13 protein-coding genes are annotated in these 23,700 nt (G+C 33.4%); 1 reads left to right on the top strand and 12 read right to left on the bottom strand.

Annotated elements, in window-relative coordinates:
- Positions 1-68: 68 nt before the first annotated feature.
- The 12 genes from BLT94_RS03395 to BLT94_RS03450 all read right to left on the bottom strand — a co-directional run bounded on the left by BLT94_RS03395 (position 69) and on the right by BLT94_RS03450 (position 21,744).
- A complete protein-coding gene (locus BLT94_RS03395; protein WP_092230408.1) occupies positions 69-2,045 on the bottom strand; it encodes an alginate lyase family protein in 1,977 nt (658 codons plus the stop codon).
- 117 nt (positions 2,046-2,162) lie between these two features.
- On the bottom strand, positions 2,163-3,248 hold the full coding sequence (locus BLT94_RS03400) for a glycosyltransferase family 4 protein (RefSeq protein ID WP_092230410.1): 1,086 nt from the start codon (positions 3,246-3,248) through the stop codon (positions 2,163-2,165).
- On the bottom strand, positions 3,245-4,222 hold the full coding sequence (locus tag BLT94_RS03405) for a sulfotransferase family protein (protein WP_092230412.1): 978 nt from the start codon (positions 4,220-4,222) through the stop codon (positions 3,245-3,247). Before BLT94_RS03405 ends, BLT94_RS03400 begins: the two co-directional genes overlap by 4 nt.
- A 22-nt stretch (positions 4,223-4,244) precedes the next feature.
- Positions 4,245-5,327, bottom strand: coding sequence for a glycosyltransferase (locus BLT94_RS03410; RefSeq protein WP_092230414.1), 1,083 nt, complete (start codon positions 5,325-5,327; stop codon positions 4,245-4,247).
- A 77-nt stretch (positions 5,328-5,404) separates the two neighbouring features.
- On the bottom strand, positions 5,405-7,078 hold the full coding sequence (locus BLT94_RS03415) for a right-handed parallel beta-helix repeat-containing protein (RefSeq protein ID WP_175530257.1): 1,674 nt from the start codon (positions 7,076-7,078) through the stop codon (positions 5,405-5,407).
- 143 nt (positions 7,079-7,221) lie between these two features.
- Positions 7,222-8,490 (bottom strand): flippase, encoded by a 1,269-nt coding sequence (locus BLT94_RS03420; protein WP_092230417.1) that lies wholly within the window; start codon positions 8,488-8,490, stop codon positions 7,222-7,224.
- 192 nt (positions 8,491-8,682) lie between these two features.
- On the bottom strand, positions 8,683-10,416 hold the full coding sequence (locus BLT94_RS03425) for an asparagine synthase-related protein (RefSeq protein WP_092230419.1): 1,734 nt from the start codon (positions 10,414-10,416) through the stop codon (positions 8,683-8,685).
- A 74-nt stretch (positions 10,417-10,490) separates the two neighbouring features.
- Positions 10,491-11,669 (bottom strand): glycosyltransferase family 4 protein, encoded by a 1,179-nt coding sequence (locus BLT94_RS03430; protein ID WP_092230421.1) that lies wholly within the window; start codon positions 11,667-11,669, stop codon positions 10,491-10,493.
- A 44-nt stretch (positions 11,670-11,713) separates the two neighbouring features.
- A complete protein-coding gene (locus BLT94_RS03435) occupies positions 11,714-12,541 on the bottom strand; it encodes a ParB N-terminal domain-containing protein (RefSeq protein WP_092230423.1) in 828 nt (275 codons plus the stop codon).
- Between the two features lie 47 nt (positions 12,542-12,588).
- Positions 12,589-13,689 (bottom strand): glycosyltransferase family 4 protein, encoded by a 1,101-nt coding sequence (locus tag BLT94_RS03440; RefSeq protein ID WP_092230425.1) that lies wholly within the window; start codon positions 13,687-13,689, stop codon positions 12,589-12,591.
- Between the two features lie 3 nt (positions 13,690-13,692).
- Positions 13,693-14,472, bottom strand: coding sequence for a hypothetical protein (locus BLT94_RS03445; RefSeq protein ID WP_092230427.1), 780 nt, complete (start codon positions 14,470-14,472; stop codon positions 13,693-13,695).
- A 99-nt stretch (positions 14,473-14,571) separates the two neighbouring features.
- Positions 14,572-21,744, bottom strand: coding sequence for a non-ribosomal peptide synthetase (locus BLT94_RS03450; protein ID WP_092230429.1), 7,173 nt, complete (start codon positions 21,742-21,744; stop codon positions 14,572-14,574).
- A gap of 464 nt (positions 21,745-22,208) precedes the next feature.
- Here BLT94_RS03450 and BLT94_RS03455 point away from each other — a divergent pair, with 464 nt between their 5' ends.
- The gene (locus tag BLT94_RS03455) at positions 22,209-23,666 is read left to right on the top strand and encodes a sugar transferase (protein WP_175530258.1); all 1,458 of its coding nucleotides are present in this window, start codon (positions 22,209-22,211) and stop codon (positions 23,664-23,666) included.
- Positions 23,667-23,700: the final 34 nt, after the last annotated feature.

Below are 23,700 nucleotides of genomic sequence, written 5' to 3' on the forward strand. Positions count from 1 at the left end.
GTAACCTTCTTCCAGTTGCTACTATTGTTATTTAGACATACAAGCCTGTTGATTTTTTTATATAGTTACTAATTGCATTTTAAACTTATGCTGGTGGTAATTTTTTCCTTACCATCTAAAATTTTATAAAATCTAATAGTATGTGTTTCTATGATTTCATTAAAATTAGCAGAGTACCAACCAGCAATTGGATCATGGTATCCTTTAAGGATTTCAATATTTCCTCTTATATCCGGCAAAATTATAATCTCTATTTCATCTCTTTGTATCACAACCTCACCGTCAATATTTTTAACCTTGCAAAGGGGGTGAAGATGAAAAAAAAGCTCCGCTAAAACTTTTTTTTTAGATATTATAAAATCTGAAACAACAAACTGATTTTCTTTTAATCTCCACACAACCTGTCTATTTATATTTAAACATGGCATTTGCTTTGAATACGCTTCAAGCCCAGCTTCCCATACAATATATCCATCATGCCTTTTCAGACTGTTTCTATTTATCCTGTATGGCTTTCCAAACATGAAATCCCCTATCTGTTTACTCATATCCTGTTCATTAATCCGAATAGTATTATGAGCCGCAGTGGATCTAAAGTATGTTCTCCATTTCTCTCCTCTATGATAAAGATAGGTTCCAGGATCAATGAAAAATTCCAGTCCATCAAGGGAAAGTGTAAATGATAGAGCATCCAGATGCCCGTGAGCGTATAGGGGAGCCATACCAAGGGGCATTGCGTTGCCTACGAAAAGCACCTCTTTTTTTTCAATATAATCTCGAATTATGGCAAGTCCACTCTGCTTGTGTAGCAGTAACGAACATTTATTCGGTAATTCAAACGGTTTGCCCACCCGACTTTGATTTTCCCGGGAATTCTTTTTTTGCCTTTTGTCAGAATCTCTATACATGGAATTTTGATAAACTCCTGTTAAGAGCCATGTTTTTAAATCTGGAGTACCTGTAAAAAAATCTTTTCTGTTAAACAGTAAAGAGGCTGTATTTAAAATAGAGGAACAATTTTCAAGATTTGAAAGGCCAAAATTCACGAGTACGGCACTGTCCTGATCTCCTATGTTTGGGATATTACCATTTTTATCCATAACAGATTTTAAAAATTCGCAGGCTTTTTCAAGGCGTTTATTTAAACTCAGGTTATATTTAATTCCGCAAGTATCACACGATATTTTAAATAATAAAAAAAAATCAAAAACAAAGGAAAGATATGTTGTCGAATATTCAAAACTTCCACCATCCTCTAAAATCTGCCGGTTCACTTCCTTTTCAAGAATCAGCTTGCCTTTTCCAAACCATTTTTTTGAATGTTTTAAATGTGGAAAATAAAGGCCGGCAATGAACAATCCAAACCCTTCGGCAAGAAAATGATTGTTTGAAGAGGAATATTTGGAAGGATACCTGTAAAGATGATCAGCATGAAAGCATACAAATGAATTTATTGTTTTTCTATCATCATGTGAAAGTAAATAGTCTTCAAAAAAAGAAAGTGTCCATATGAGATTGGCAAGTCTGACACCAGCTTCAATTCCACTTGCCCAGTTTACTCCAACCGGATATGGATTGTCTTTAAGCCATGATTTGATAATCCAGACAGCTTTATCTGCGTATTTTTTATTTTTTGTAAGTCTGTAGGATATCCCAAGAGACACAAGAAAATAGAGCCTATTTATTTCCCAAACAAACTTAACCCCACCCAATGTCTTATTTCTATAATCAATATCCCCCCAGAATTTTTTCGGCCAAAATTTTTGGGTCACAGGATCACGGTTCCATTCAATTCTCTTTCCATAAGAAATATCAATCCCAAAGGCTGATAATTGATTGTGAATTGTTTGCTCGGCTATGGATAAATGATATTGTGCGGTTTTGGGAAAAAGCTTCGCTATCATTTTATTATCGCAATGAACCGCAAGACGGAATATTTTTTTCCCGGGAGAAAAAAATGAATCATCCCTTTTATGATACTTGTATTTATCTATAATTTTTTTAGTTTGTTCTAAAATTCTCCAAAAGATTTCCAATAAAGACATTTTGGAAAGACGTTTTATATACCAGGTATTGATTCTCTATTTCCCCTATCTTAAGCTTTCTATCAATAATATCGATATCCGATATCTTCAAGATTTTGCTATATGATCTTGTACAATTTACTGCGTATTTAATCTTTGATATATATGATTCAATTTTGCAGCCACTTTTGATGCCATAAAATTCTGTTTTGCATAGTTATAATTATAGTAGGAAACATCACATAATTTGTCTTTATCTGATAATATTTTTTTTATGCATTCCGCAACTTCAACGGAATTAATTGATTCTGAAAAACACCCCATTTTGTCATCTTCGAAAAAATCCTTAATACCGCCGACCGGCGTTGTAATGACCGGCATTCCAAATGCCATTGCTTCAAGAATAGAATTTGGCATTCCTTCACTATATGATGGTAAACAATAAATGTCATGTTTTGAGAAAGCATTTGCTTTTTTGTTTCCAGTCAAATAGCCGAGCATAAAAATTTTATCATTTAAACCAAGTCTGGTTACATATGCATCAATTTGTTTTGTTACGCTTCCATCCCCGGCTATTGAAAGTGTTATATTATATTTTTTATCTATCAATAATTTAAAAGCATCTATGGTTTCAAAAACACCTTTTTCTTTTTCAAGCCTGGAAAGAAAAAGAAGACGAACTGATTTGGATGTTTTCATACGTGTTATTTTTTTTTGTATTGAAAATTTATCAAGAAGAATTTCATTAACGGCTGTTGTTAAAAAATATACGGGTTTGCTTATTCCCCATGATCTTAGTTTACTTTTAAACTCTGAACCTAAAAGAATAAATAAATCTGCTTTCTTATATGTAAAATTAAAAAATAATTTTAATATTCCATATATTCTTTTTTCAAATTTTTTTTGCCAGCCGTGAAAAAAAATTACGACCTGTATTTTTTGTTTTTTTGCCCAAAAAACAAATAGTCCGTCTCTGATAAAACTATTAAAATTTAAGGATGGATTAATATGAACGACATCAGGTCTTATAGAAATTATTGTTTTTATAAATCGAATTTGATCTATAATTTGATGGTTGTAATATTTTTTACCATGGGTACTGCCGATCTCTATTGTTTCTATTTGTAAGGCTCTATTTTGATGCATATAAGGCAATATTGAATTATAATAACTTGCAACGCCTCCAGGATCTTTTCGCAAGGGCAGTGTTATAAGAATTTTCATTTTTCTTTTATTTGAATGAAAGAATTCATATAAAAATATAAAGATTTCAGGAAACCTTGGGATTTGCCTCTAAGTCGAATCAAATTGATACCATCAAGAACTCTTAAAAATATTAATTCTATTCGGCCAATTTTTTTAACCGAGCTAAAAACCTTACATTCGTATCCTAAATCCAGAAGCAGAGGATATGAAATGTGTTCAATTTTTTTTCTTAAGGGAAAAGACATTTTTGTTAAATACTTTTTTGTGTTTTGTTTAAGGATGCCTGATATCCCTCTGGCATCACCTATATTTTCACTTGGTTTTAAAAGACAAACCATTTGAGGTTGGTATGCAATATCTAAAAAAAGGCATATCTGTCTTAAAGATTTTTCCGTATCCTCAAGCAGATCCTCATATCTTATTTCAAAATAGTCATTTTTGATATCCTCGCCGTCTTTTCTTGCTTTTATAATATTATCAATCCATCTTTGAGCTGCACGACGCATATCTTTACCCCATGCTTTGTTGGTTGAAAGACAATAATCGCGGACATCTCTTATAATATGAATAATTTTTGCCTGGGGATAGATTTTTTTCAAAAGAGGAATGTGTCGAATATAACCTGGTGATTTGTCTCCCCATATCATTCTTCCTTCAATATTGGCATCATGTCGTACAAGAGCTTCAAAAACAGCTGAAACATTAAAGTCAGCACATGCATGATACCAGACATCAGGCTTGATAAGTTTTTCCATCTCCGCCATATAAATAAAATATGGTAATTGGATAATATTATGATAAAATTTCAAAAATGATTCATAACTGCCCTGGGATACACCCCAAATTTCCCAATGGCTTGCCCAGTATGGGAGGAACTCTGTTTCTATTGTGGGAATTGAAATCATTGGATGTCCATTCAAAAGATCTCGCAAGAGTTTTGTTCCACTTCTTGGCATGCCGGTAATAAAAATCGGCCCTGCATAATTTCCCATCAATACAAATCTCCTTATAAATTTAGTCCATATTAGATTTTATGATTTTTAAAATATGTTCTTTTAGATCATCAACTATTTTTTCCCATGTATATTGCATTGAGTTTAATCTTATATGACTGGACAAATAATTTTCTCTGTTTTCATAGAATCTGACAAGCCCATTATAAAAAGCATCGGATGTATCATTTGTTAAAATACCATTTTCATCAGTTATAATCGCTTTGTTTCCCGAAGTATTGGTTGCAATCACCGGCATTCCCGAAACTAAATATTCAAATGTTTTTGTTGGAGGCTGGGCATCAAAATATTCTGTTTTAGGAATATAAGAAACCCCAATATTGTGGGAATCAAAAAAAAATTTAAGTTTATTATGGGCTATTGGTCCGGTGATATCAACGACGCTATTAATTTTGTTTTGTGTTACAATTTTTTTTAATTCATTTTCATTGTTATTATCTCCACCCCCAACGATTGTGTAAATAATTTTAATTTCATTTTTATATTCATGATAAAATCTTGAAAAACCTTTTAGCGTCTGGTCAATATCTCTGTTCTCCAGCGTTCCCACATATAAAAGCTTCATTATATTAAAAGTTTTTTGTGTGTTCGAAATAGCATCTGCCCCAAGTGGAAGGATATATATATTTTTTTTTGAGAAACCAAGCTTTTCAACAAGATGATTTGAAATAACAGAAACGTGTTTAAAAAATTTTGCTTCTAATAACATTATCAAATTATATAAAGATCTGGCCTTTTTATTTTTTTTCACTGAAGCCGTTCTGATATCAAATAAAAACTTTTGTCTGTAAAATAAAACTTTTAAAAAAGAACACCCCCTAAAATATTTGATAATATGAAAGTCATACTCATTTTTCAGTTCTTTTATAACTCGAAACAGAAACCTTAAATTTCTTAACGCAATATTTCCTCTTCTTGAAATATAGATAACCTTAATTCCATCCATGCTGATTTTTTTATAATTGTAATCCCAGCATATATAGCTAATATCAAATGATTTTTGGAGATATCGGCAGTAATAATATGTATCCGTATGATATCCAAATTGATTTTGACTAATAATAAGAAATCGGTTTTGGTTCATAATTTTTTTTCTGATCTTAAATAAAAAGGCTTTTTGACTCAAGTGAGGATATTAACAAGTCTGTATTGATTAGATGTCTAATCTATTGGCAGCGACAAGTCTATAAACTCATACGCTCCAATATCCAATGCTGAATTTTTATAATTTAAACCAATTAAGTGGTTTTGATTTACATTTATATTTTTATCCAAAGTTATAATTCTATTGTTATAATCGACATCAATAACATTAAAGGTTTCATTGATACCTTTGAACATTATACTTTGACGATTCTTAAAATTGAAATTTTTATAAAAAAACAATGTATTCTGAACCACGACCTTGTTTGGGGTAATTTGTGAGACTGGATGGGTTAAAAAACATCCTTTGTCAATTGCCGGGGAATCAATTTTTAATTCATGTCCAGATGAATTTACGAATTCAGGATTGATATTAAGGCTGTGACTACCAACTTTGAATGTTTTTTGATACTTTTTAAAATTATAATTTTTCTTGTTATAATAAAAAACAACATCCTTACCAGGCACATGATATATATTATAGTTAAAATAAAAGCTTTTATGGTTAGGTGGCCTTGATGCTTCTAAAAATCTAATTCGACTCATTTTGTTTTGTTTTGATAATATTATATTATTAATAAAATAAATATTATCAATTTCCCCAGATACATCAACCGGCGAACTACCCCCATTCCAAATAAAATTGTTATTAAAAACAGCTACATTATTAGCCTTTATAAGCAACAAATGATAACCATTTCCTTTTATAATACTTTTTAAAAGCCTTATATTCCCAAAATTTCTTTGCAGGTTAATAGCAGCTGATTTTTTTTCAGTAGGCTCATTTGTGCTTATGTGTCTTTTTATCGTAACATTTTTTGCGGATTGACCGACTAAAATACCTCCTTGCTTATTTTTATCCGATATATTGTTTACTAATAATACATTCTTGCCTGTGGTTATATCAAAACCCTGCTCAGCACACATTTCAGCAATATTGTTCTGCAATAAAAAATTTGATCCGGCAGTATTGCCATAGCTATCTTGATGAATAGTAATACCGTCATTATCCATAATTTTTTTAATGTGGCAATCACGCACAATAACATTACTCAATTTATTTTCTGCTGATCCTTCCAAAACTATGCCGTTATTTTTCGCATTTTCAATATAGCAGTTGATTATTTGTAAATTTGTTCCACCTTTACTTATTGCAATACCATTAAGACCTGCATTGTATATTTTTAAATTATTCAACCTGATATTTTTCAAGCCATTACTTTTTGCCATAGCGATACAATTTTTAATGGAATTTTGTATCATTAAATTATTTATGACAATATTAGAATGATATATTTTGATTCCATTTAGGTAATTGTTCCTTATGTCAATAACGGGCATATTACCATTGCCATAAGCATCTATAATGATCGGTTTGTTTTCAATGCCACCGGCGGGAACATATAATGGCTGATTCCATATTTCTCCTCTTTTTAATAATATTCTATCCCCTTGAGCAAAAGATACGTTTTTAATTTTGGAAAAATCTTTCCAAGCGCTCTCTATGCTTGTTCCATCCGCGCTATTATCACCGTTTGTCTTATCTATGTAATATGTTTGTGAAATATTTTTTTGAAATTTTGAACTGGTAAGGTTCTGGTCGCTGAACATCTCTTTCACAAGTTTGTATTTTGTGGTTTCTGAATAGCCGGCATCCTGGCTTTTTGATTGAAAATAGCTAACTGCAACCAATAAACCGATCACCAACAATAGAAACACAATAATCTGATTTTGTTTTGATCTCATGGAATTTTTATTTGGTCATTGTCAAAAACTTTATCACATTTTTCAAAAATATTTTCTTAATATTTCCGCACTCCACTCATGACGAGTAGTCAAACGATATTACCAGCCTTTTTTAACACATAATATTGGTAACCGAAATTTATTATAATATGATACCAAAAATATGTTATTACAGTTGAATAAACAGCCCCCATATAACCATATTTTTTAATAAGGATAAAATTTAATATTACATTGCTTGCTGATCTCAAAATATTAGGCATAATCATTTTTTTTTCATGATGATTTGCTGTCATGGATACGGAAAAAGGGAGTGCTAAAATGCCGAAAGGGATCATCCAGCTTAGATATTTTAACACCTCTGCTGAACCCAGAAAATCTTCCCCAAATGTATAAAAGATAATTTGTTCTGAAAATATTGAAATAAAAAGAGCTATTGGTATCATGCAGATAGCTATTAATCCCGATATTTTGAAAAGGTGTGATGCTTTTATAGTTTTTTGAGTTTTAAAAATTTCCATAAATTGTGGAAACAAAGCAACTTTTGTCACTCTTCCAAGCAAATGTAATGGCATAATCAATCTGCTTGCAGCTGAATAAAATCCCACGCCCTCCGATAAAACCATCCAAGAGAGCATAGTAATATCAATGGTTCTATGAAAATAGCCAATAAATCCCAATAAAGAGAAAACAAATGCTTCTTTAAAGAATATAATGTTAAATTTATAAACAAATAAATTTTTAACTGAAAATGAAATAGAAAAAACTTTCTTTATTACATATAAATTGATGAATATATCAAGAAATGTTGATATCGTAAAAAAGATAATCAAATACTTAACTCCACCCTTAAACCAAACGCAGGTTCCTGCGCTCAATATGTAAATAAGCTTTCGAATCAAATCGGTATAAGCTATATATTTCATCTTTGAATTAACATGGTATACAACTTGAAGCATTGAACTGATACTGCCAAAAAGCAAATTAAATGAGAATACTGATATATAAATAATGAGCGTCTGGGTATAATTAAAAAATAATGACGCGATTATCGTGCAAAACACCCCCAAAAGGGATAACACAATTTTAATCCCAAGAATACTCTCAATAATATTCACTAATTTTTCTGTATTTTTACAACATTCTCTAATTGCAACTTTTTGATATCCTTCAAAAACAAGGAAACCGAACAGGGCGACAAAAGCCTCAACTGTGCTAAAGACCCCGTATTCTGATGCACCAAGATTCTTTGCAATATAAATATTGAACAAAAAACCCAATATAAGGGAAGCAATATTTCCAGACACCAGATATATTATATTATTGACAATTATTTTTATTTTTTTAGTGTCAAACATTATCGTTACCTATTACTCTAAAAATATTTTTTTTTAGGCTACTGACATAAAACAGGACAATTTGCACCGATTGATGATAATCTTCAAGAGCGTAAGCCTCAGGAACAAAGCCGCTCAGAAAAGCCTTATTATACTGGGTATTCAGCTTAAAATGGCAGCTTTTTTTAGACAAAATATTATCAAACCGGTCGCCTAATAACTTTTGATTCTATTACAATCTTTACTTAGTATTTGATGCATTCTTATTACGATATAAACACGAAATGCTAACTTATTAGGATCTATAGTTGGTAATACCAACTCATTGTTTTTAAGCCAGTTTTTGATAAATTTTGGGATCAGTTTTTTGATAAATTGCTTAATAGAAACAGAATTTTTCTTGTTTGAAGAACCTTCAAAACTAATATTTTTTTCAATATAATTTAAAAATTCCGAACCAAACAAAGTTCGAGAATAATCACACCTGAGTGTATCTCGAATAAGCTCGATAACCGGCCCCTTTTTTAAAATATCTTGCACTGATGCGTTTGCCCCTTTGTTGGCATAGGGTATTTTGGGTGTAATATAATCAACAATTTTTTTAAATAACGCCTTGTCTGTGCGCAGCCGATCCGGCATTTCTCTTACTCGATTCAGTATTGAGCGGGATAACAAAGGACTGATCTGCTCAGCATAAGACAGTTTTAAATCAGAAAGTGCGGCCAGTACCGTTGGAATACGATATGCGTGGTAAAGTCTATCTCTCCATGTACTGAGCGACTCATTTTTTTGCTTTAATTCAGCGGGAAAAACTTGATTGGATAAACCAAACCTTTCTATAACATTGACTAAGTTAGAATAATCCGAACATAATGCACAACCAATTGAGTACCTGACCATTAATGCAGACGATACAGGAGACCATCCAAATCCTTCATCGCCCCTGATTATACCCACTCTGCCATCATCAAAAAGATCTCTCCATAATTTCATACCGTCCATGTAGCCGGAAAGATGATCAATGCGTCCTTCCCCGCAAAGAAGAAACCGATCAATTATCTTTTTTATTGGTTCATCAGACACGTTTGTATAATAGTATTTATGCGTTACACCTAATGTGTTTGCTATATCTTTTGCAACCTTTGCATCATTTTTTTTTTCTTTGATAGATTGTTCCAATCCCCATGTAATCGTTGTAAAATTTTCAGGGACATAACCCTTATTAACAAGAAAACACAAAATAGCCCTGCTATCATAGCCACCAGAAAGCGGAAGCGCCCATTTTTCAAAATTCATGTGCTTAAAACACTCCATAGTTTTATCAATAGCATCTTCCATTTTTTTCTTATGCTCGTTATCAGATCGACTATACTCCGCAAAATTTATAGGGGCTTGTTTCATAGATATAGACCATTTTTTTTTTTCAAGAAGAACTGAAGAATCAGCAGGAAGTCTTTTTAATCGCTTATCCCAGGAGAGTTCCGGCCCTAATGATCCCGTTGATAGCAACCAAGGGATTACCCTCTCATCGAAATGAAAGCTGCCAATAAACATAAGTATTGCTCTTTGTGAAGTAGAAGCTACAAAGCAATTTTCATCAAAATAATACCAAATCGTTCTGGAGGCCACAGCATCAGTTACCACTTCAAGACAATCTTCATTATCACGAAAAAGCGCATATGAACCATCCATGAAATCAGTTAGCGGTTCATCCCAACTCTCACATTGATCATACAAACATCCCAATAAAACACTGTTTCCTTTTTTGATAAGAGAAGTTGTGTAATTCATTATTGCAAAGGCAATGTGATCATTAACTGAAGCTTTGTGATGTATTTTGGACGCAATATTTTCAGGTTCAAGCTCTTTGCATATTTTTAACAACCGATCCTTATCTTTTAAGCGAAAAGAATTATTCCGAGTGTACACATATATTATTTTGGACATTATCCCTCTATTGTGCTTATTTTTTCAATATCAAACAAAGTAATCCTATGACACACAGTCGGATTAAAAATATTTCAAATCTGCTTGAAAACTTCAATAAAACGAAAAATGTTGTTGTCAGCACTATAAGTTTTACTGGTAAAAAGATATCCTCTTTCCGCAACCTCACAAAGCAATTTTCGATCTTTATTGAGTTTCAATATTATTTCAGCCCATTTTTCAGGTGTATTTTCAACGAGAAAGCCTGTTTTATTATGTACTAAAAAGCTATTTAGAGCCGGAACATCAGAAACCAATACTGGTAATTTCATTGCCATTGCTTCAATGACAGATTTGCTGACTCCTTCATAATCAGTCGGAAGAGCAACCAAATCTGCCGTTTCCGTAATAGCCTTTAATCTTTCTTTTGAAACATAACCATAAAATTGAGCCAAATGCCCAAGGGAAAAACTGTCAATCTGCTTTTTATATTTCTTAAGCAATGACCCGTCTCCCAGAAATTTTACATGTACATTATGATTTTTTATTTTTTTAATAGCTTCTATCAATAAATCCTGTCTCTTTGCAATATGACTGAATCTAGCGGCACATACAATTGTAAAATTATTATTTTCAGGTTGTTTTTTCCTATCCTTATAAAATTTGCAGTCAACTCCAATATCATGAATAAACAATTTAGGATTAACAAGATTTATCCCAAATTGTTTGCATTTTTCGTTAAACAACTTTTTAAACCCAATATCCAAAAGATTTATTATATCAATGTTTTTAAATACATATTCGATGGTGGCAGGTTTAACCAAATGATTTTCCATTTGATAAGCCCAGTGCAATCCGGCAACCCTCATCATTATTTTAAACTGCAAATTGTATTTGCGCCGTATTTCAATAATATCAAATGTTTCAGGAAAAGCATCATATGTGTGAACAACATTAATACTATTTTTTTTAATTAATCGGTAAAGTGCTGTTTGTTTTTGCTTTCTGATCAATTTTGATGCAAGTAATGATAAAAACTTATTGTTAAAAGTCGGCCATCTCCAGGGAGTAAAAAAATAGACATCCACACCGTTAATTTTTTTTCTTCTTATGCCCGGAATTCTTAAAAAACCATTTGTGAAATATGTTACTTTAATTCCTCTTTCAGCCAATTTTTCTGCAATAAGACCCAACGAAGTTTCAGCTCCACCAATATTTTTCTTCTGATATTTGGAGTTGCTTGAATAAATAAGGACAGAAATATTACTCTTCATATTTTTGCTTTTTCCAATAATCTTTAATGTTTTGATAAAAAAATTCAGACTTCAAATAATTGTTCGAGAAATTTACTGTTTATATCCTTACGGTTTTTTAAGTCTTCCGGCACAACCAGCAAAACCGGAATCGTTTTTATATGTAGGTGTTTTGCCACAGCGCATCTATGATGTCCATCTATTCGCATTGTTATTTTACCTGATACGAAAAGCCAAGGATAGGAGTTCAACCCTTTGTTAAAAATCTTATATCCATCTGTTTTCATAGAGCAATACAGTTTATAATACTTATGAATCCATTTTAGCGTTTGCTTTAAAGTCATTTTTCTTTTGGTCCGCTGTATACGAAAGTAATTCGTGCTTTTTAATCCTTTAACGATGCTAAAAAAATTTTTTTCAAATAGCATCAATATATCTTTGTCATAAGCAATAAATTCTTTGGCGGACAGGATTTTTCCAACGTCATAATCAACAATTTTACCAAGATGATTGGATGGATCATATTTTTGATGTTCATCAAAAAGAAGAGGTAAATCAAATCCTAAACTTTTTATATATCTTGAATATCTGTAAAATTTAATCATGTATACACATAAAGAAAAAAAACTAATTTGATTTTTAGATTTGATAATCTGGTAATAATTAGTTTTATAAAATTTCAAAATTGTATTAAGTACACCTCCATCAAAAACAGACAAAACATCTAACTTCCCGTCAAGCTTTTCTGATGCTCTTTTGATATATTCTATTGGAATATATGGCAGAAGAGAAATCATTACATGAATTTTTTCTTTTAATATAATACGTTGGATATATTCATAAAGATCCGGGTAAAGATCCGTTGGCTGAGTGAGACCATTATCACTTGACATGTTCAAATTCCTTAAAAAAACAGACGAACTTTTTGGAGAATTATGTTTTATAGATTCATCAGATCAGAAACTTTTGAAATGTTTTTTTCAAAAGTATGATTTTGAACTGCAAATCTATAGGATTTGTTAGACATATCTGCCCTTAAAAGGTCGTCACTGACCAATAGTTCCAATTTTTCAACTAATTCTTTTAAGGTTGGACAAACAAATCCTATTTTGTGATCTGTCAAAATGGAATTCGGATTCGAATTCATACTTAATACCACAACTTTTCGCATCCAGGCCTGTACGAATGTGTTTGAAAATCCTTCGAAATAACTTGTGTTAATTAAAATTTGTGATCTGCAAAGGATATCATTCACCTTATTGTTGGATAATTCTCCGAGGTAACGAAAATGTTTCAACTCCTGAGATGCACTGTCAATAAGTTGTGAATATTTATTGCCCATACGCCCAATTATTAAAAACTTGCATCTTTTATCTGCTGCAAATTTTTTCGACAGCCGTATGAATACTTCAGGCCGTTTTAAAGGCTTTAAATTTGCTATCCAAAGTATCTGTAAAGGAAATGCATCCTTTTTTATTCTCGTCTCTTCTACTAATGGTGTCATTTGAGGAACTATGGTGCTATTGCGGTTATAACGGGCAAAAAGTTCTTTTTGTTGATAAATATTTTGAGCAATAATTCTGTCGGCATTGTAAAATGCCTTGTTTACCATGTTTCTTTCTATCAAATCAAACGGGCGAAACAACGATAAAATAATATTTTTTTTCTGAACATCTTTATCAGAAGCAAGTGCCCAGATATGCATACTTTTATTTTTTTTTGAGTATACCGCAGCAATTCCAGACCACGATGAATATAGCCTTGTATAAATCAAATCCGGTTGTATTTTTGCCAAAGTTATATTAATTGTTTTCTTATACAAGAACCATCTTTGCCCCAATTTTTTTCTTATTCTTATTTTTTTTAACGGGTGCAGTTTAATGTTTTCATTATTTTTAACACAATTGCCCTGATCTTCATAAATAAAATGAATTTCATGCCCCATATTTTTAAAATATTTGACAAGGTATGAAATTTGAAGTTCCGCACCTCCCATAGCCTGTTCCCAATGAGACGGATGTAAAAAAACAATTTTTTTCATTTGTCAAACCTTTTTGATTAGATCCTTTTGGGCCAAAATCATCTCTGCTGCCTTGCAAATCTTGGCAATTGATACGTCTTTATCATCATCTCCAGGTATGCGATGGACACATTTGCCTTGGGATTCCAATGCATTGCTCAAACGCATTAAGACATTATTACCTGATTCAAAATTACGTATCAGCTCCCTTGAACTCAATTCATAAGGCGAGGTTTGATTTTGATACCGCAATTTAAGTCGGTCAACGCAGCTTTGAGGACTTGTAACGATCCAAAAAATATGATCTGAAATTGGTGCTAATTCTGCATAATGAGATATTAAATCATCAGAAATGGTACTTTCCATATATCCGAACAAAGTAAAGCATCGCTGGAAAAAGGCTTCGTCCATTATGATAATTTCTGAATCTCCAATATGCTGGGAGATCAGCTGTATTTCAGAAAAAGTTCTTACAGTCGTATCCCATATGGATTCTATGAGTCTTTTCGGCAAATTTGACTCTGAAAGCATTTTTGATATAAAAATAATAAATTTCAAATGACGGGAAGACAAGGAAACAAATTCAGGCAATGCAAATTGTGACCCCATCAAAGGCCACCAAAACCTTGATGGTAAAAGTTTTAAAACATTCTTAACGTGGCCGTCATCCCGTCTTCTAAGAGATTGTATCATTGCTTCTTTTCTGGAAAAGACCTGCTTTGGCAAGGTATCCAAATATTTTTTCAAAGTTGAAGATAACGTGCTTTTACCTGAAGCCGGCAGGCCTGCAAATTCCAGATACATATAAACGGTTCTCCTTGAAAATTTTCCAAACAAACATGAAAATCTTTGTTTGGATTTTTCAAGACTTTCATGTCAAAGTTACGAAACCTGTAATATAAGTTATTTTAAATTTTCTTCTATCTCTTTGATTATAATTTCTATCTTTTCAGGCTTAAACCATCCTGAGTGTGTTGTCTTTACATCATTTTTTTTGATATCTCCTTTGCAATAGGTTCTGAGCTTAGGAGAATATGTTTTAACCCAGTCTTCTGAATCAAACAAAAGCACCCGTCCATAATAAGGTATGGGCATATAGGGGTTGGATTCGCATGCATTGTAAAAAACATTTTCCATGAGTCTGAACTGTACCGCCTCTGGAACAGATTTTCCAACCATAGTGTAAAGGCGCTCCTTTATGCCGTCCAGAGAACTATAATAAAGAAAAAATTTGTTTTTTAGCCTTGATATTATTTTTTTGAATATATGCACAACACCCGATTGATTGATTTCATTGATTTGCTTGCTTAAAAATGATGATAACACCTTGATTTGTTTGCCATCAACTGATGCATTTGTCTTCTTGTCCCAATTTTCATCAATTAAAATAAGCAGCTCAACCTTTTTATTCATATTTGTAAGCTGACAGGCAATTTCATAGGCTACAATGGAATTTTGACATGATCCCATTATAATATATGGTCCAGACGGTGAAAAATGATTGATATCATTAATACATTTTTGGGCAAGCTGCCAAATATCAAGAGAAAGCGTCTTGTTCTTTTCAGTATTATAAAAATGAATAAAAATGGGGACATGGTAAAAAGGATGCCCCTTTAGATCTGCTTTTTTATATTTTTGGGCACTGCCAACAGAATTCCCAATTAAAATTATGGGTATTTTTTCCCCTTTTTTACTGATTAATCTCCGGGGATTAAGCTTTGAAACTTGAATTTCTCTTTCAATTATTTTAGCAAGTTTTTTTATTGTGGCAGATTTAAAAACAGCTATCACAGGAATGGAAACGTTGAATTTTTTTTCAATGGCACTGGTAAGTTTAATAGCATAAAGTGAGGAACCTCCAATATCAAAAAAATTGTCATCCGGCCCGGAAACTTCAAAATTCAGTATGGTTTCCCAGATATCTTTTAAATCTTTTTCATATGGATTGTTAAACAGTTTAATCTCTGTGCTTTCAGCAGGGACATCTGATAATTTCGGTATTTCCAAAGCCTTATAATCAATTTTGCCGGAAGATGTATAGGGAAGAGACTGCGTTGTAATGAATAAAGAGGGAACCATATATTCAGGAAGTTTGGATAAAAGCCATGCCTTGAATTCTTTTATTGAAAATTCCTGTTTGTTTTTTTGATTCAATACGAGAAATGCTGCAGTCTTTATATTATCATCAGAATCTTTTGAAACAACCATGGCACATTCTGAAATCGAATCATGAAGCAATGCTGTTCGTTCTATTTCACCCGGCTCAACCCTGAATCCTCTTATTTTTATCTGGCGGTCAATTCTTCCATAAAAAAGAATTCCGTTTGCAACTGACAGTTCAACCCTGTCTCCGGTTCTAAAAAAAATTGTGTCTTTGTTGATCTCTTTAAATTTAACAAAGGATCTGGCGGTAAGATTGTCCCGGTTTAAATACCCTCTTGCAGTCTGGGTACCCCCTATGCAAAGTTCCCCAATAGTTCCCGGCAATGCCGGCTGTTGAAATTGATTTAATATGCATAAACTGACATTAGGGAATGGAAAACCAATGGATACTTTTCCTTTTAAAGATCCTGATCCTGCCCCGGCTGAAAGATCCGCCCATGTTGCTGCCACTGTTGTTTCTGTGGGACCATAGGTGTTGATCAGCCTGACATTTGAATTGACATTGGTGTTCCATTTTTCAACTTTATCGGGATTTGCTTCATCTCCTCCAATTATGATGAGTTTTATGTGTTCCGGCAGGGTCAGGGCGTCAGTCTCGTCAGCAAGCATATGCCAGTATGATGTAGGAAGATCAATAACCGTAACACTCTTTTTCCTGCAAAAATCAAAAAACTGGGACGGAGTATGAACGATATCTCTGGGTTTCATTACAAGGGTTGCCCCTGAAAGAAGAGTGGGAAATATCTCTTCTGCTGATGCATCAAAACTGATGGATGCGAATTGCAGAACCCTGTCATCAGGTCTAATATCATAAATTTCGCTTGCAGATCTTGTAAAGGCAACCAAAGAACTATGCTCCACCATTACCCCTTTGGGATTTCCTGTTGATCCTGACGTATAGATTATATATGCTATATTTTCAGGAATTAGACCTGTCTTGGGGTTGGCCGTATCCATGTTTGTTATTTCTGATATTTTTTTATCAAGCAGAATAACTGCAGCACCATTTGCGTATAGTCTTCGCTCATGGACTTTTGAGGTGATAATAATTTCAGGAACTGCATCATTTATGATATAATTAATTCTTTCATCCGGATACCCTGGATCAAGCGGAACATATGCACATCCGGATTTTAATACCCCAAGAATCACGGCAATAAGATCCGCATCCTGTTCAAGCAGAAGAACTGCTTTTTTTTCAGGCCCTGCTCCAAATTTTATAAGATAATGGGCGATTTGATTTGCATATATGTTTAATTCATCATAGCTTCTACTGCTTTTATGATCTGTTACAGCTATTGCCTCTTTATTTAAGGATGCTTGTATCTCTACAAGATGGTGTATACAGCTGTCAGGTCTGATATGAATTTTATTGGTGTTTAATTTTCGGAAAATTTCCTTTTTTTCCATATTCGTTAATATGGGCACATCCATTAGCCTTGGATCAACATTTTCAGAGATCGATTCCAAAAATGTAGTAAAATGACCCAGTATTTGTTTTATGACGGCAGGATCAAATTTCCTTCTGTCATACTCAATGGTGACAGAGAGTTCATCAATTCCATTGACTGTTAAAAAAAAAGAGGCTGGTGTTCTTTCAAACAAAGATACGTTGGAACAAAATATTTTTTCTTTATAACCCTCAAGTGCGGCATCAATGGAATGATAATCATAGGAAAAGAAAATATCAAACAGGGGAGAACCTCCCTTAACCTGACTCCATGCATGAATATCTGAAAGTGAAGTATGTTCAAACTCTTTTATTTTCATCCATTCGTTTCTAATACTGTTTAAAAATTCTGAAAGATTCTCTTCAGGATTTATTTTAATTCTTATGGGCAGCGTATTTATATACAAACCTGTATCATTGGAACCATTGCTTCTCCATTGCCTGACAGATCTTGTAGTTCCAAAAACAATGTCCTTTTTCCCTGTATAATGACTTAAAAGTATGGCCCATGCGCCCATTAACAAAGAGTTCATTGTAATGGAATTATTTTGACAAATTTTTTTCAAAACAGATGTTTTTTTAGAAGATATCCGGGTATGTTGATTTCCAGTTGTTATGGCTATGGAAAATTCCTGTCTTCTGTTTTCCATACCATCTCTTTTTTGGATGTTAAAAGGAATTGTGAGAGGTTCTGTAAAACCTTTCAGTTGATTTTCCCAGAATCCACGTGCCTTTGGGTTCCCCTGTTCTTTGTTCAACCATAATATATAGTTTTTAAATGATCCTGATGGGAGAAGTTCAGCTTTCAAGTCCTGGTATATTGAAAAAAGATCTTTTAATATTACAACCATGGTTCTTCCATCAGCAATGGCATGGTGAAAGCTCCAGATGCAAGTGTATCGATTTTCTTCTGTTTTTAAAAGCGCGATTCTAAAAAGAGGAGGCTTTGAAAGAGAAAATCCAAGTCGCCTGTCTGCTTTAAGAAACATTTCCAGAAATTCGTCTATTTCCGGTTTAGATGCCTGGCTCCAGTCGTTGATTTCAATATTTATTTCATCAACTTGTGAAATATACTGCATTGGCTGATCTAAATTTTTCCATGCAAATCCAAGTCGCATTATTTCATGGTGACGAATAATTTTTTGCCAGGCTTTTTTAAACCGTTCAAGGTCAATATCCTGGTGAATATCAAACACAATCTGCTCAATATAGGAACCCGCACCCTGTGGAGATCTAAGGGTTTCCATGAGCATTCCATGCTGCATTGGAGAAATGGGGTAAATATTTTGATGCAAAAGAGAATTTATTTTTGATTCTGGTTTATCAATTAAATTTTCTATAATTTGATTAAAATGTTTGGTTACCTTTTTTATCCTTTTCCTGCTAAAAATATCTGTTCTGTATTCAAACCATCCATTTAACCCTGATTCAGTCTCATACAGCTCAAGAGTTATGTCACAATTTGCTTTTCCCATGTCAACATGTACATATTCAGTTTTGGTTTCCTGCAAATCAAGATGTGGAAAATCCATTGTCTGCATGAGAAACATGGATTCAAAAAGTTTTTCACGCCTGCTTGTCTCTTGGCATAATCGGTTAATTTTTTGAAAAGGAATATTTTTATATCTGAATATCTTTTCAAGGTTTGTTTTAACAGTACCCAGAAAAGAGCTTAAACTATGATCAATCTTAATGAGATTTCTTGCGACAAGTGTGTTCATTAAAAAACCGATTATTGGTTCTGTTTCAACACTGTCCCTGCCTGCATATGCAATTCCTGTAATTTGATCATTCTGACCGGTCTCGGCAAAGAGAAGAATTTGAAAAAGAGCAAGAAGAACAGTGAAAGATGTGGTTCTGTTTTCTATAGCAAGATTTTTAATTTTACTATATGTATTGGCATCAATTTTTACAGGGAAGCAAGCCCCGTTTAACTCCCTGGAATATTTTTTGCTGTCTGGGGGAAGATCTTTTAAATAGGATGCAAAAAACGTTTTAGCTGTTTTCCAGTCATGGTTAACTTCATGAATCCTGGGTATAATATAATCATGATATGAAACTTTGGGCACCAATAATCTTGGAGTTTCACCTTTAATAAGGCTGTTGTATATTTTGCCAAGTTCCCGTGCAAACAAACCAGCCGACCAGCCGTCAAATATAATATGATGAAATGTAAAACATAGCACACAGGTTGACTCCCCTGTCATTAAAATATCAGTCCTGAAAACAGGGCCTGTTTCAAGATTGAAATTTTCTTTTGTTTTATCAAGAATCCAGCTTTCTTCCAAATCATTATTGGTAAGACTGTCTCCCGGTTCAAGCAGGTTTTCCTGTTTTGCACTGGAAATAACAGACATATCATCAATTTTATAATGCAATGGTTCTCGGTTACCATGGTTGGTAACATCATCCTCTTTTTTTTGGATTGTAACCTCATCCTGGAAAAGGAATACAGATTTCAAACATATGTGTCGTTCTTTTATTATTTCAATGGATTGTTTGAGAAAATCATGATTTAACTTACCCGTAATTTTATAAACTAGGGGGATGTGGTAAATAGATTTGCCAGGATTGATCTGTTCAAAAATCCAAATCAAATTTTGATCATCCAAAAGAGGCAGACCTTCTGTTTTGTTGTTTCTGTCTTGATTGAACAAAGATTGCTCTACTATATCTTTCTTTATTTTTTTGTTTGTATCTCTCTCAAAAAAAAATGAGAATTCCTTTAACTGAGGATGCTCAAAAAGAGTATTAATTTCAATATTTTTCAAGAAAAGCCTGTTTAATCTTGATAATATTTTCACCCCGGAAATGGAATCTCCTCCAAGCAGAAAAAAGTTATCATTCCGGTATATTGGACTTATACTTAAAGATTTCTCCCATATTTCTGCAATTTTTTTTTCTGTTTTTGTTTGAGGTAATTCTTTAATAAGAACATCCAGATCTTTTCTTTGTATTAGATTTTTCCTGTCTATTTTATCCTGGGAAGTCAGGGGCATTTTTTCCAAAGGAATAAAAGCCGTCGGCACCATATATTTTGGCAGCTTGCTTTTTAAGAAATTGATAAATTGTTCCTGATCAGGATGAGAATCAACATAAGCCGTTAATATTTTTCTTTGTGCTGTATTTTCCTTTAGAACAACTGCCGCCTGAGATATTCCGGGAAACTCCTTGATGACATTCTCAATATCCCCGGGTTCAATGCGAAATCCCCTGAGTTTAATCTGAAAATCCTTTCTGCCGCAAAACATTATATTACCGGTTTTTAACATGATTCCAAGATCGCCGGTCTTATATAAAAACCCAGGCAAATCATCTGAAAAAAAATTTTCAAGAAAATTTTCTGCAGATAGTGATTCTTCTCTTAAATAGCCTTCCGCAACCTGAATTCCTGAAATACAAATCTCACCTTTTTCTCCATTTTTCACGGGTTTTCCTGATTCATCAAGAATATATACTTTTAAATTATTAACCGGCTTTCCAATGGGAGCATTTCCGGGATTTTCCGAATAATCAGGAACTTCATATAATGTTGCACAAATTGTTGATTCCGCAGGCCCATATCCGTTAATGAGGCAAAGGCCGCGAGTATTTCTTTTAATGGTGCATAAAATACTTTCCGGAATGGGTTCTACCCCTGTTAATATTCTTTTAAAAGCAATTGGGGTTCTCATCTGGTTTTCTGCAAGATCAGCTATCATAAAAGGAGGAATATAAGCACTTGTAATATTATTATCTTTAAGCCATTGGAGAAATTGGTCAGCATCCGATCTAATCTGCTGATCCGGAATAAAAAGCGTTGCGCCTGATAATAGGGCTGACCATATTTCATAAATCGAAACATCAAAATTCAGATTTGTCCATAAAGAACAGTTGTCAGTATAATCAATTGATTTTCGCTGCTGAAAATCATCAAGAAGGTTAATAACAGCTTTATGTTTTATGGGGATCCCTTTTGGTTTTCCAGTGGAACCGGATGTATAGATCACATATGCAAGGCAATTGGGAGAGATTTTGTCTGTCTCTTGAGACACACTTGCAGATAGAAGATCTTCTGATCTGTTTTTAATAAAATCCGTAGAATCAAGCAGAGTGTCCAAAATCAATAATTCAGTATCTCTATTTTTAAAATTTAATTTATGAGAATTTAACGTGATAATCATATCCGGTTTAGAAAGATCAAGAATCTCCCCTGTTCGCGACGGGGGGTCATTGATATCCAGTGGAAGATAAGCATGACCGGCTTTCAAGACCCCAAGCATTGAAACTATCGCTTCAATACCTGAAGGCAGATACAGGGCGATTACCATACCGGGGGTTGTATGTTTTGTCCTAAATAGAGACGCAAGACACTCTGCTGCAAAATCAATCTCCTGGTATGTGATTGATTTTTTATTGTGGCAGACTGCCTTATGATCAGGGTAACGTTTTACAATTGATGAAAAAACAGATGGAATCATAATTATTGATGCCTGTTGTTTTTAAAATTTTATGGGGAATATCTTTGAAAGACGATAATTTTCAGTCAGATGACGGCTTGAATCATAATCAGACTCATCCGTGTGATTATATAACTCCGTCTTTTTGATTACAATAAGCAATCAAATCAACTGTCTGGTTACTATAAAATCATTGACAATATTACTATATTAAATAACCAGCAATATAAAAAATTGATCATATATAGTATACCAGCAAGAAACAATCAAGGATTATGCTGGATTCTGATACAGCACACCGCAGACAAAAAAATATCCCCATTGTAATCGCCGAACAGTCTGTTTATAAAGGATCAATAACTGGTATCAAATTAGACTTGACAAAAGGTCATATAATTAGTTCCATGACCTGAAAAAACTGGGATTTTACAAGGTATTATACATTATGTTGAAGTCCAACAATAAAAAACGGGATTATGTTTAACATGTTTAAAGATCAAAAAGAATATGTGCGGTTAACACAGATTACTTCTGATTTCATATCTTTGCTTATCTTATACTTTTTAATCATACCTGTTTTGACATTCTTCCTGAAGTCCTTACCATTTTTTTCCGCATTGGCAAGCAAATCCTTTTTTTATAAAAATTTTTTATATATTCAATTTTCTCCACTTATTGTTTTATTTCCCCCTGTTTTTATCTATTTTTCAAATTGTTATAAGACAAAATATTTATTTTCTCTGAAAACGATTTCATATCAATCCATTCTTTTATGCCTTATAACAACAACTCTGCTCTTATTGCCTTTTAAAAAGATGGGCTTTACCTTCATCGTCAATCTTACTTTTTGTTTGCTCTCAGCAACAGTTCTATGGCTGATATTAGCCTTCAACCGATTTCTCATCAAGCATACAATCACACATGAAACCTCCCATAAAAATATCATAAAACATATTTTACTCGTTGGAGTCGGCCCAAACGCCTTGGAAATTGCCGATCACATTAATCAACACCCGGAAAAAGGGTTAAGAATCGTAGGGTTTTTAAGTGAGCAGCAAAACGATATAGGAAAGATCATATCCGGCAAACCTGTCTTAGGTCTTGTAAACAATCTTTCGGAAATTACTCTTGCACACTATTCAGATTACATATTATGCACAACAACACTTAACTCCAAAGCCACACTTGATTTTGTCTCAACAACATGTGCAACCATAGGACTTAATTTTGCAACCACAGAACTTGAACTTCATCATAAATACATAGAACCATTTACCATAAACCATTTAGAAAGCATTGGCTCTATTCAGATTAAAATTTTTAAATTTATTTATAGAACTCCGAAATATATATTTTTCAAGCGGTGTTTTGATTTTTCAGGATCTTCTCTCCTGATTAGCCTTTGCCTGCCTTTCTGGATTGTTATCGCCATTGCCATAAAGTTATCATCCCCGGGACCCGTGCTGTTCAGGCAGGAACGTATCGGCAAATATGGAAAAAAATTTATTTTATTTAAATTTCGTACCATGGTGAAAGGAGCTGAAAAAATACAACATGAACTGATGCATCTCAATGAGATGAACGGGCCGGCATTTAAAATCAAAAATGATCCCCGGCAGACGATCACAGGCAAACTGTTACGCAGAACAAGCCTTGATGAACTTCCGCAATTGTTCAATGTATTCCGGGGGGATATCAGCCTTGTGGGACCCAGGCCCGCTATTGAACGAGAAGTGCATCTATATCGCCCCTGGGAAAGGAAAAGGTTGTCGGTTGTCCAGGGAATCACCTGCATCTGGCAGGTCAGTGGCAGAAATAATATCAAATTTGACGAATGGATGAAACTGGATCTAATGTATATTGAAAACTGGTCTATCCCACTTGATCTTATCATTCTTATGAAAACCATACCGGCAGTTATCTTTAAAAACGGCGCATATTAAAAGGATGTTGCCTTTAACAAAATGAAAACAAATG

The organism is Desulfobacula phenolica, assembly GCF_900105645.1.
In the GTDB taxonomy this organism is placed as follows: Bacteria; Desulfobacterota; Desulfobacteria; order Desulfobacterales; family Desulfobacteraceae; genus Desulfobacula; species Desulfobacula toluolica.

Bases quoted from the DNA above. Each gene is read 5' to 3' on its own strand.
- BLT94_RS03395 (WP_092230408.1), bottom strand. From the start codon at position 2,045: ATGTCTTTATTGGAAATCTTTTGGAGAATTTTAGAACAAACTAAAAAA.
- BLT94_RS03400 (WP_092230410.1), bottom strand. From the start codon at position 3,248: ATGAAAATTCTTATAACACTGCCCTTGCGAAAAGATCCTGGAGGCGTT.
- BLT94_RS03405 (WP_092230412.1), bottom strand. From the start codon at position 4,222: ATGGGAAATTATGCAGGGCCGATTTTTATTACCGGCATGCCAAGAAGT.
- BLT94_RS03410 (WP_092230414.1), bottom strand. From the start codon at position 5,327: ATGAACCAAAACCGATTTCTTATTATTAGTCAAAATCAATTTGGATAT.
- BLT94_RS03420 (WP_092230417.1), bottom strand. From the start codon at position 8,490: ATGTTTGACACTAAAAAAATAAAAATAATTGTCAATAATATAATATAT.
- BLT94_RS03425 (WP_092230419.1), bottom strand. From the start codon at position 10,416: ATGTCCAAAATAATATATGTGTACACTCGGAATAATTCTTTTCGCTTA.
- BLT94_RS03430 (WP_092230421.1), bottom strand. From the start codon at position 11,669: ATGAAGAGTAATATTTCTGTCCTTATTTATTCAAGCAACTCCAAATAT.
- BLT94_RS03435 (WP_092230423.1), bottom strand. From the start codon at position 12,541: ATGTCAAGTGATAATGGTCTCACTCAGCCAACGGATCTTTACCCGGAT.
- BLT94_RS03440 (WP_092230425.1), bottom strand. From the start codon at position 13,689: ATGAAAAAAATTGTTTTTTTACATCCGTCTCATTGGGAACAGGCTATG.
- BLT94_RS03445 (WP_092230427.1), bottom strand. From the start codon at position 14,472: ATGTATCTGGAATTTGCAGGCCTGCCGGCTTCAGGTAAAAGCACGTTA.
- BLT94_RS03450 (WP_092230429.1), bottom strand. From the start codon at position 21,744: ATGATTCCATCTGTTTTTTCATCAATTGTAAAACGTTACCCTGATCAT.
- BLT94_RS03455 (WP_175530258.1), top strand. From the start codon at position 22,209: ATGTTTAAAGATCAAAAAGAATATGTGCGGTTAACACAGATTACTTCT.